General features: G+C 51.1%; 9 protein-coding genes. 1 reads left to right on the forward strand and 8 read right to left on the reverse strand.

The window, feature by feature from the left end:
• Positions 1-163: 163 nt before the first annotated feature.
• The 5 genes from ABYP33_RS15535 to ABYP33_RS15555 all read right to left on the reverse strand — a co-directional run bounded on the left by ABYP33_RS15535 (position 164) and on the right by ABYP33_RS15555 (position 6,276).
• Entirely contained in the window at positions 164-2,434 is a 2,271-nt protein-coding gene (locus ABYP33_RS15535) for a TonB-dependent receptor (protein ID WP_373092070.1), read from the reverse strand.
• A 79-nt stretch (positions 2,435-2,513) separates the two neighbouring features.
• Entirely contained in the window at positions 2,514-3,908 is a 1,395-nt protein-coding gene (locus ABYP33_RS15540) for a parallel beta-helix domain-containing protein (RefSeq protein ID WP_373092071.1), read from the reverse strand.
• A gap of 34 nt (positions 3,909-3,942) precedes the next feature.
• Positions 3,943-5,085: a cytochrome-c peroxidase gene (locus ABYP33_RS15545; RefSeq protein WP_373092072.1), complete on the reverse strand. Its 1,143-nt coding sequence runs from the start codon at positions 5,083-5,085 to the stop codon at positions 3,943-3,945.
• Positions 5,086-5,100: 15 nt separating this feature from the next.
• Positions 5,101-5,778, reverse strand: a complete 678-nt coding sequence (locus ABYP33_RS15550; RefSeq protein WP_373092073.1) for a cytochrome c — start codon at positions 5,776-5,778, stop codon at positions 5,101-5,103.
• A 324-nt stretch (positions 5,779-6,102) separates the two neighbouring features.
• Positions 6,103-6,276 (reverse strand): hypothetical protein, encoded by a 174-nt coding sequence (locus ABYP33_RS15555; RefSeq protein WP_373092074.1) that lies wholly within the window; start codon positions 6,274-6,276, stop codon positions 6,103-6,105.
• On the opposite strand from ABYP33_RS15555, the gene ABYP33_RS15560 reads away from it, so the two are divergent.
• The gene (locus ABYP33_RS15560; protein WP_373092078.1) at positions 6,214-6,351 is read left to right on the forward strand and encodes an efflux RND transporter permease subunit; all 138 of its coding nucleotides are present in this window, start codon (positions 6,214-6,216) and stop codon (positions 6,349-6,351) included. The two genes, ABYP33_RS15555 and ABYP33_RS15560, sit on opposite strands and share 63 nt — an antisense overlap.
• Positions 6,352-6,544: 193 nt before the next feature.
• On the opposite strand, the gene ABYP33_RS15565 is transcribed toward ABYP33_RS15560, so the two are convergent.
• The 3 genes from ABYP33_RS15565 to ABYP33_RS15575 all read right to left on the reverse strand — a co-directional run.
• The gene (locus ABYP33_RS15565; RefSeq protein WP_373092075.1) at positions 6,545-8,359 is read right to left on the reverse strand and encodes a S8 family serine peptidase; all 1,815 of its coding nucleotides are present in this window, start codon (positions 8,357-8,359) and stop codon (positions 6,545-6,547) included.
• A gap of 286 nt (positions 8,360-8,645) precedes the next feature.
• Positions 8,646-9,665: a DUF2804 domain-containing protein gene (locus ABYP33_RS15570; RefSeq protein WP_373092076.1), complete on the reverse strand. Its 1,020-nt coding sequence runs from the start codon at positions 9,663-9,665 to the stop codon at positions 8,646-8,648.
• A gap of 35 nt (positions 9,666-9,700) precedes the next feature.
• Positions 9,701-10,179, reverse strand: a 479-nt coding sequence (locus ABYP33_RS15575; protein ID WP_373092077.1) for a hypothetical protein, incomplete at its 5' end; no start/stop codon positions are given.

Raw genomic sequence — 10,179 nt, forward strand, 5'->3', positions numbered from 1 at the left:
ACACCCTTGCCGTTCGGCTAATCGTTCCCCTTGCCGGGCCGATAGTGGACTCTCACCACCAAGTCATCCAATCGCCACCACGCGGTTTGGAACAGCGCCCGTCACGGCGCTACGCGCCATGCCTGGCGCACGCATAAAAACGCGGCGCATTGCCGCGCCAAATTTAAAAGACAAATCTCAAATCAACGCCATAGGTAAGCGGCGCAATTATCCCCACGTGGTAGGTGCCGAGCTCCCCGCCCGTCAATCCGCCGGGCTGCGACACTCGTTCATTGCCCAATAAGTTTTTACCCCACAGCGCAAACTCATAGCGGCCGCTTGGCGTGGACCACGCCAAGCGGCCGTTCAGCAAACTGGTGTCATCACCGTAGCCATTGACGCGATTAAACTTATCGAGATGATCCTCATTGGATTTTTCGACATTCTCTTCATAAATATAGTCGACATGAAGCAATAGCAAGCCGTAATCAAACTCCGGAGACCAATCCACCGTCAAGGTGTATTCTTGGGGCGCAGTGGCATTAACTTGGTTAGCCTCTTGAAAATTGCCATCTTTATCATAGTAGGCCGCACGGCTAGATTTCTGCTCACGGTAGGTGTAAATCAAACCAAAACGCAAACTATCATTAACCAGCCAATCGGCCGTCAGCTCAATACCATGAATATCTTCATCTGTACTAATCACCGTTGGTACCGCGCCATTATCTTCTGGGCCTTTAGACTCTATTGACTCTTGGCGGTCATCGATAACCATTTTAAACAAGGCAATTTGCGTGCGTATTTTGTCTTCAAGTAAATCGCCCTTCAAACCTAGTTCGACGTTTGTTACCACCTCCGGCGCCAGTGGCACTTCGCGGGAGCTGGTATTCAAAGAATCGTAGCCTCCCGACTTATAGCCTGTTGAATAACTCGCGAACGCCATAGCACCTTCACTAATTTGTGCGTTGGCCACGACGCGGCCGGTGATTTTGTCCCAGCTAGCACTGCCCTGCTCAAGACCGTCTGAGTTAAAAAAGAAGTTTTCGCCCTGCGCTTGTGACAGCACAAACTCGGTGAGTGGCGCATACCAGCTGAAGGCCTTTTTATCGTTGCTGTAGCGCAGGCCGGTAATAATGCTCAGCCAGTCGTTAATGGTGAAATCAAGGTCGGAGAATATACCGTAGGTTTCAAAATCGCCCTCATTGGTCATTCTTTCGGTGACATAGTTGCCCGCAATAGGGCCGCCAATCAGCGTATTTAATACGCCTGCTGGCACACCCGTCATCGCTGAGGCTAATTCCACCACCGCGCCATAACTAAAAGTAAGCGCGGTTTGCTGATAAGTGTCTTCTTTGCTGTAGTTTGCGCCAAATACGGCGTCGACCCAATCTAGCGATACATTAAATTGCGCTTCAAAATAAGCAATATCGGAATCTTCAATATTATTGGTGTCGACGTAAACTGACTCGTCTGACGTCGCATCTTCATCCTGTAAATTATAGGTTTCAAACGCGCGGTAACTGGCAATCAAACTCATGGTAGTGACATCACTAATGTCATACCAAAGCTTACCGGTGATGCCCTGCATATCCCGTGTTTCTCCGCCATTTATGGCGTCGGTTTCTAATTTACGCTCTGTTGGATCAGGGTAGGTCGCGTATTCTTCACTGGTACTGAGGCGCGCTTGGGGACCATTGTCGACGCGGTCAATATCATAGGCCATTTGCAGGGTGAGTTGGTCTGTGGTTTCCCAGCGCAGCGCCATACGCGCAAATTGGTTATTTTGCTCGCCGGGATCCGGCTTGGCTGGTCCGAGCATATCGAGGACCGCGCCGCGCTGGTTGTGCATCACATTCATGCGCAGAGCGAGGCTGTCGGTGAGGGGAATATTGCTCATACCCTCAACGCGAAACAAATCGTAGCTACCCAGCTTGGCCGTCACAAAACCTTCGCGCTCCTCTAGACTTGGTCCATTGGGAATAAAATTCACTACCCCCGCTGCGGCGTTGCGACCAAACAGCGTACCTTGTGGGCCCTTCAATACCTCTACTCGCGCCATGTCAGAAAATGGCACGGTAATCGCCGCCCGCGGTAAGTATACGCCATCTAGAAAGGTCGCGACTGAAGGGTCACCGCCGGTGCTGATATTTGAGCTTTCAATGCCACGAATAATAAAAGACGACTGGGTCATACCGCCGCCACGCACGTCTTCACCCACTTTTAGGCCGGGTATATAAGCCTGAATATCTTCCATGGTCAGAGCGCCGGTATTTTCCAAATCTTGGCTGGTAAAGGTATCAACCGTAACCGGCACCGTCATCGCGCTCTGCTCACGCTTTTGGGCCGTAACCACCACCTCCTCTAGCGCCAGATTCTTAGCGGCATGCGCCAATGGCGCACCCAGTACTGCCAGCCCGACGGTACAGACTATGCGACCTCTACTTTTGGATGTCATAAACCGCCCTCTCTTACTCTCAATACTGGTAAGCACCATCACGGTGCCCACTGCGCTTAAAATAAAATACGAAGCTCAATTACTTGGTGACCTTCAGCATATACTCAGCCACTTCCTTTCTTAGCTCCGGCGACAAATGCGCCTGTGAAGGCATCGCAGGGTAGTCAGGGCGAACCTTATGTGGCTCACCGATATAGTCGGCAATACCTTGCGCGTCATTGCGATACAGCGCTTGCACAGCGAGGGTTGGCGGTCCAATCATACGCATATTATAAGCGTGACAACCGGCGCAAATACCCTGATAAAGCAGCTTAGTGCGATTGGTAGCCGTCACTGGCTCACTCGGCGCGCCGCCGGGAATACGGTAGCTCAGCACATCAGCGGTACTCTTGCGCTCACACTCAGCCCATTTCTTTACGCCAAAGCTGGTGTAGCGCTCGCGGTTAATAATGCAGTTGTCCTGCTCTTGGGCGGAACCCGGCGTTGCTAAAATATCTGGGCCAGTGCGACTGAATTGAGTCAACATAAGGGCTTTAACTTCGGCAACTGGATCTGCGCCGTTATCGAACATAAGATTGTCAAGAAACACCAAGCGATCTGGATTCGGTTCAGACTCTGGGTCACTGGAAATATCGGTGATAAAGGCCAAATCGGTAATCACGATACCCGCCGTTTTATTGCCCGAGACAATATTACCCTCAACAATCACATCGTCCGCAGCCATCACCACGATACCGATACCCTGCGGCACCTTGGACACAATTGAACCCGGCGCACCAAAGTTTGCGGTATTATTATTCACCACAAAATTATTGCGCAAAATTACGTCAAACGTTGTTTTAATCGGTAGACCCGGCGTAATGAAAACCAGCAGACCCGCGGTGTTATTATGGGCGTAATTGTTTTCGACTAAGGCGTGGCGAGTATTTTCAATTTCGATACCGGCAACATTGTCGAATACTTCGTTGTGACGGACATCAACGTTGTCGCACATGCCAACATAAATCGCCGCATCTTCGATACCGCTCAAGACGTTGTATTCAATCAGGCCGTTCTTACCAAACTGGGGAAAAATCCCATACACCCCAGTGTCGACGACCTTGTTATAGCGAATAGTAAAATTATTACCGGACTGCCCCATAATGGCATTACCCTTGTAGTGGGTAATGGTCAGCCACTCCACGGTAAAGTCATTTCCGGAGTATAGAATCGCGTCATTGCGCTTACCCTCACCCTCTAACACCGGCCACTTACCCTCTTCAACGACGCCACGCAGGGTAATATTGTCTTTGTCGATGTAGACACTTTCTTTGTAGGTGCCGGGATAAATGAGTACCACGTCGCCAGGATTGGCTTTATTCACCGCGTCCTGAATCGACTCGCCGTCTTTTACCGGAATGTCTGCCGCCCACAGACTTGGCATACTGCACAGCAAGCCCAGACACAGCAGCCCCAATCTAATCGGGTTTTTCATTATTGCACTCCTCAATTTCCAGGCTCAAAAATAATTAATTCGGCGTCGCGTCGATAATCGGGCGCAAGCCTGATGGCACCGCACTCGGCAGCGGCGGCATAAAGCTTTCGTCGCTTAAGGTTTTTAAGAAGGCGACCAAGACATCGACTTCACGATCAGTTAAATTCGGTTCCCATATATGCCAATGCAAATTGAGTTTCTCGCCTTCCGGTACCGCGTGCCCACGACCACCGGTATAAAATGCCACCGCCTCACGCAGGGTTTCGAAGCGGCCAGAATGCATATACGGCGCACTGAGTTCGATATTGCGCAATGTTGGCACTTTAAATCCGCCGCGCTGGGAAGCGTCACCCGTCACTGCCTGTACGCCACTGTCAAACGCGTGACCATCCGGTTCGGGAGTGCCCAGTATCGCAATTTGCTGGTTGGTAAATGTCGGCGGTGTATGGCATTCAGCGCAGCGCGCGACAAAGGAACGAAATACATTCATACCTTCTATTTCGTCTTTGTTCAGTACTTCATGCACGCCATTGGCGTATAAATCGTAACGGCTATTCAAAGACACCAGCGACGACTCAAAGGCAGTAATGGCGGTATAAATTCGATCTAAGCTAATCGTGCTATCGCCAAAGGCTTGTTTGAATAAGGCTGGGTAGGTGGCACTCTCGCTCAGACTCTTAAGCAAATGTTCGCGGCTATTGCCCATTTCAATTGGCGAGTACAGCGGCCCTTCCATTTGCTCTTCTAGCGAACTGGCCCTAGCGTCCCAGAACAAACGCTTTAAAAAGCCGACATTCCACAAGCTCGGAGCTGAGCGATGTGCTAACTGGCCGTTAATCCCAATACTGAGGCCACGACCATCAGCAAAGCCCTTGCTGGGCTGGTGGCATGAGGAACAGGCTAGCGTGCCATCACCCGACAACAGCGGATCAAAAAACATGAGGCGACCCAAGTCAATTTGCTGGGGCGTAAAGCCCTCGCGCAATGGCGGTAGGCCTGTTTTCAAACCACCCACCCCAGAGTCTTGCAGTGAAGCGTACTCACCATAAAGACTTTGCAGATAGCAGCGACCTTGCTCAGGCCGAAATCCCGCAGGGCAAACCTCACTCAAGCGCCATTCAGCGGCGACCGAACTTAATATCGGCAGCAACAATAAGATACTCAGAAGGGCGCGCATCGCCGCTGGCCTCATTTAGTCTGCCAAGCTCTGTATATACACCACCACATCTTTGGCAACCTCAGCATTCGGCAGGGTTTTAGCCATCATAAACATTTGGTAGCCATAGCGGTCTGACTCATCACTGCCGCGAATTCCTTTGTTGAAGTGCTCGAATTGCTGCAACAAATACCAGTCATCGACCCCGGCCAGCGCTGGCGCCTGCAACGTATCATTGCCCTCCGCATTGGGGCCGTGGCACGCACCGCAAAGATTAGAATAGTAATCAGCGCCGCGCTTCGCATTGCCTGTCAACGTCGCCGCGGCAGGCGTCGCCTTGAAGCCATCAATATAAGCTACCACTGATTTCACCGCTGCGTCATCGGGCAGTGTTTTTGCAATCGCCTGCATTTGTGCGCCAAAAGCATCGTCGGGATGACTGCCCCGCAAACCAGAGCGGAACCCAAGGAGTTGACGCTCCAGATACCAACGCTGCTGATTAGTTAAAGACGGTGCACTAAGGGCTTTATTACCGTCTCCGTTAGCACCGTGACAAGCTGAACACGCGGCATACAAATCCTTCCCTGAGGCGGAACCGCTGCTCTGAAGCGCGGCAACCGCAGCACTGGCGGCCTGTTCACTATTTGCACTGGGCGCCGGATCATTGCTGCACGCCACCATGACGACACTAAGAAGCAAAATCGGTAATTTCATGCATTATTTCCTTAAAGGATCTTAATTCCACCCGCTGTCAACGCCCAAGCTATCGCGCAGAAGTAGCCACCACCCGCCTTAGCATCCCAACCGTTAGTACAATAGACACGTATTAAATCAGACTAGCCGATGCGTACACTGTCATCAATACGCCAAACGGAGTAAGTGGCGCCGACGAAAGCGCTAGCCCCTGAAATAAAAGTACTCACAAGCGCCCTTACTTGTGGATGTCATTGCGCGGTTAGCGTGCTCTCGCGGTGCAAAATTATTAGACGCGTCTTGAATCATTAAACTAGGCGGCGTAAAAATCCATTCGAACAGAGCTCAAACCATGCCCCCGCACCTCGTTGCACTCAAGAAAAAGGGCAAGAAATTGCCCTTAATGCGGCCATCGCCGCCAATGAGCAAGGCGTCGCAAAACATAGGGCGATAGACATTACCGCAGCAGCCCGTCGACGGCCAGTGTTGATGACAACGGCCGCCACCGTACTTGGTCACTTCTGCCTCGTATTGGTATGCAGGCCTGGCGCGGAGGCACGGAACAGCATTGGCATTATTGTGGCGCCGCTATAATTATCGGCACCTTATTCACTTGACTGGCACTGCCCTATGTTTATCTGTGGCGGGCAGATGAACACCAAACCGACGATCTCAACGCGTATCTAAACACGGTGCCCACCTAGCAGATTACTCGGTCTACCCCGCTAGTTATAAGCAAAAAAATCGGCGCTATTGGCGCCCGTTTTTTGCTTATCGATGAACTCCCTTAGGGATTATCGGTATACAAAATATACTCCCCGGCGCCGCTATACGATTTTATCCGCCAGCGGTAGGTGCCCGAATTACCCGAGTAACTTACTGCTTCGTCAGAGCTCGCGGTTTCGCCACTGGCGACCACCGACCAGCTCTGCACTAAAAAGCCACCGAGCTTTTCAAGGTAGAGATCAAAATCAGTGCCTGCAGGTCCCTGTAAAAAACCACGGAATTGTCCGCCATTACTACTAAAACCGCTGCTGCTGGGGGAGTAAGCCTGCGCCCCCGAAGCCAAAGTGCCGCCGGTTTGTTCACACTCTGGGCAAAGCCCAGAGCCCGGCCGATCAACTACCACATTTTGACTTACGCTGTTTTGCTGGGCCGCGCTGTCGTTTACGGTGAGCGTAACACTATAGTTCCCCGCTGCGCCGTAGTTATGACTAGCGGTAACGCCATTTGCGACATTGCCATCACCAAAAGCCCATTGGTACTGGGTAATGCCATTATCGTCCGTTGAGCCTGTACCGTCAAAGCTACATATCAAATCACCGCAGCTATGCGTAAAGGCGGCATTCGGTGGAAAATCAGTAGGTGTGCCGTCACCTCCTGCCACAAGCTGTAGTAGCAAATTCGGTGAGCCCGCACTGAGACCACTCAGTTTGCCGTTAACGCCGTCGCTTATTAAGCTCGCAAATACTGACGCAGGACTTGCCGACGGGTTTTGTGCTAATAGTAATGCTGCAGCGCCAGCGACATGGGGCGCGGCCATCGAAGTACCGCTGATAGTGTTGGTGTCGGTATCGCTCTGATACCACGACGAGGTAATTGCCGAGCCGGGCGCAAAAATATCAACGCAACTGCCTTTGTTTGAAAACGAAGACCGCGCATCATTTGAGCTGGTAGAACCCACGGTAACAGCTTCTGCAACACGGTTTGGCGAGCCAGTACAGGCATCAGTATTATCATTGCCAGCGGCAACCACAAAAGTCACACCCGCACTTATCGCGGCGCGCACAGCGGTATCTAAGGCTTCGCTATTACCACCGCCCAAGCTCATATTCGCAACAGCGGGCTTAATATGGTTTCCCGCTACCCAGTCTATACCGGCAATAACGCCAGAATTACTGCCCGAACCATTGCAGTCGAGTACCCGCACCGGGTGCAGGATTGCGCCCTTGGCCACGCCCCAGGTTGTGCCCGCGCTTGTTCCCGCTACATGACTGCCGTGGCCATTACAGTCTTCGGCATTCGCTGGATCAGTACTGCCAAACAACACACCACTAGAAACAAAGTTGCGACCGTTGCCAACTCTACCGCTAAATTCGCTGTGCGATTTACGCATACCCGTGTCAACTATATAAATATGGGCGCCGCTGCCATTGCCATTGTATTGGTAGTTGCCATCGAGAGGCAGGCTTGGCTGATCCACGCGATCTAGGCCCCAAGTCGCGCCATTTTGCGTTGTAGCGATTGCCACTGTGCGATCTTGCTCAACTAATTTAACAAGCGGGTTTTGCGCCAACAACGCCGCCGCCTCGGGGCTTAGCTCAGCGACAAAGCCACGCAAAGTGTGCTGAAATGTCGTCAACAAATTACCGCCAACACTTTCCAGTAAACTCGAAACTACCTCATCTACCGGCGCTGGAACTAAGCCCACAACATCCAATTTATTTAGTAGTACAATGTACTGCCCATCAATTAACTCGCCAGAACGTAACGCGTCTGAAACCGAGGCTTCAATGGCGCCCGTATTTGCCGCCACGTCATTGACTACTTGCTGCGCATCTACACCACTACCGCCACCGCAAGCAGCTAGTGACAGAAGCATAAACCCACTCACTAAATGCTGTCGATTTAGATTAATCCCCATTGGCGAGTCATCCCCTTTTTGATTAATTATTTTTACCGACTAGTGTCGAGGCTTAAGCTCGGGGACTATAACGAAATAATAAAGTCATGACAGCGTAACTAAAGTGATTATAGTGAGTAATAGCCCGAAGTGTGAGCAAGTTCTAATTCAGCAAGCAAAAAGAGAAAACTCAATCTCAATATTTCACGCCTAAGGTCACTCGTCATCCTCTACTCTTCAACAGATCTTATGCGCGCAATAGCGACTACCAGCGAGCGTAGTGATCCTCTGCAAACCCCCACTGTTGCTGTATTTCTACAACTTCATTCGCTAGGCGAATCTGGCCCTGAAAGACGCCAAAGTGCTGGGTAAAGTTGGAGGCAATAAATAAGGCATTTAATTTTTCTTTACGCTGACCGGCAGGCGTAAAATGCAAATCGACAACGCCATCTGCGGAGCGAACTCGCCACTCACTTTCAGGCAAATACCGCGAAAATTGAAAGTCCACGGTATCGACCTTAATTAGCTGACCATCTAGCCAAAGGGCATTTTCTGTAAAACCGGTTTCATTCACACCTGCGGCCAAATTTAAGCCCAAGCGCCGACCATCGGCAAGGGTTGCCGACAGACTGGCCCAGTTCCAAAAAGTCTCTCCTCGCATATAGCCCGCAGTCCAGTCGACTGAAGCGAGTGCATTCATCGCCGCTAAATCAAGCGCCTTCCCCTGCCAAACCACTCGCCCCAAACACGGCAGCGCTGCGGTCTTTTGCGTGTACACCCAGCCCTGGTAGCCCGCGCGCGAGCACATCGCTAAAGGCGCACAGTCCGATTCATCTATCAAAGCATCAATCTCGACACCCGCCGACAATGAAACACAAACTCGGCGCTGCATTGCACTGTCGTCCGCAATAATAGCTATCGAGTTATCGCCTTTACTGAATATCGCCTCACTATTATTGGGGTACAAGCCTATCGATGTACTCATCGCCAATGGCTGCACAAAACTAAATTCATCAAACGCGCCATCTGCTGGCCGGTAGAGATATACAAACGCATTGCTAACCAGCTTTAAATCGACAATCGCAATACCCACAATCAATTCTGGGCTCACTAGGGCGATAAACTGAAATTGATTAAATTTAAACTTTTTGGACCACGCGCTTAGCTTGCGATCCATAGGGCTACGCAAGTCGTAGTCAAGGTAATTAATTTCGTTTACGCCACTGGGGAACAACCCGAACTCAGGCTGCCCCGCACTATTGATCACTCTTGACTTTACCGACATAAACATTTCCTTAAAAAAATAATTTTAAATGCGATCTACTTGGCGCGGAAAATAAGGCCTTCGATCATCGTCACATAAACCTCCATCGCTTCGCGAAGTGAGCCACTACTTTGCAGCCCATACGGGAACAACGCCATACCGACACCACCGCCAAGAAGTGCCGTTACCAAATTATCCAGCGACGCCTCAGTCTGAATTTCGCCGCGTTGTTTGGCCTCGACAAAAATTCCTTTCAATGCGTCCATTACATCATTATTTTGGCTGTTCAAGGCTTGATGTAATTCTGGGTGGCGGCGCATGCCAATGGGCACGGCGGCCAACAGGGCGGTAATCGAACTGCCGCAATCATGGGCGTCTGCAGAGGCCAGTAACACCCCAGCAATTCGTTCTCGTAATGACCCACCGTTGGCGACGGCATCTAAATAGCGAGGCAACAGCAACGCCTGAGTATCGGCCAATATCGCAAGATACCGGTCGAGCTTGACGGGAAAATAACTGTATAGCGCCGCATGAC

Source organism: Zhongshania sp. (genome assembly GCF_041584495.1).
Classification (GTDB): domain Bacteria; phylum Pseudomonadota; class Gammaproteobacteria; order Pseudomonadales; family Spongiibacteraceae; genus Spongiibacter.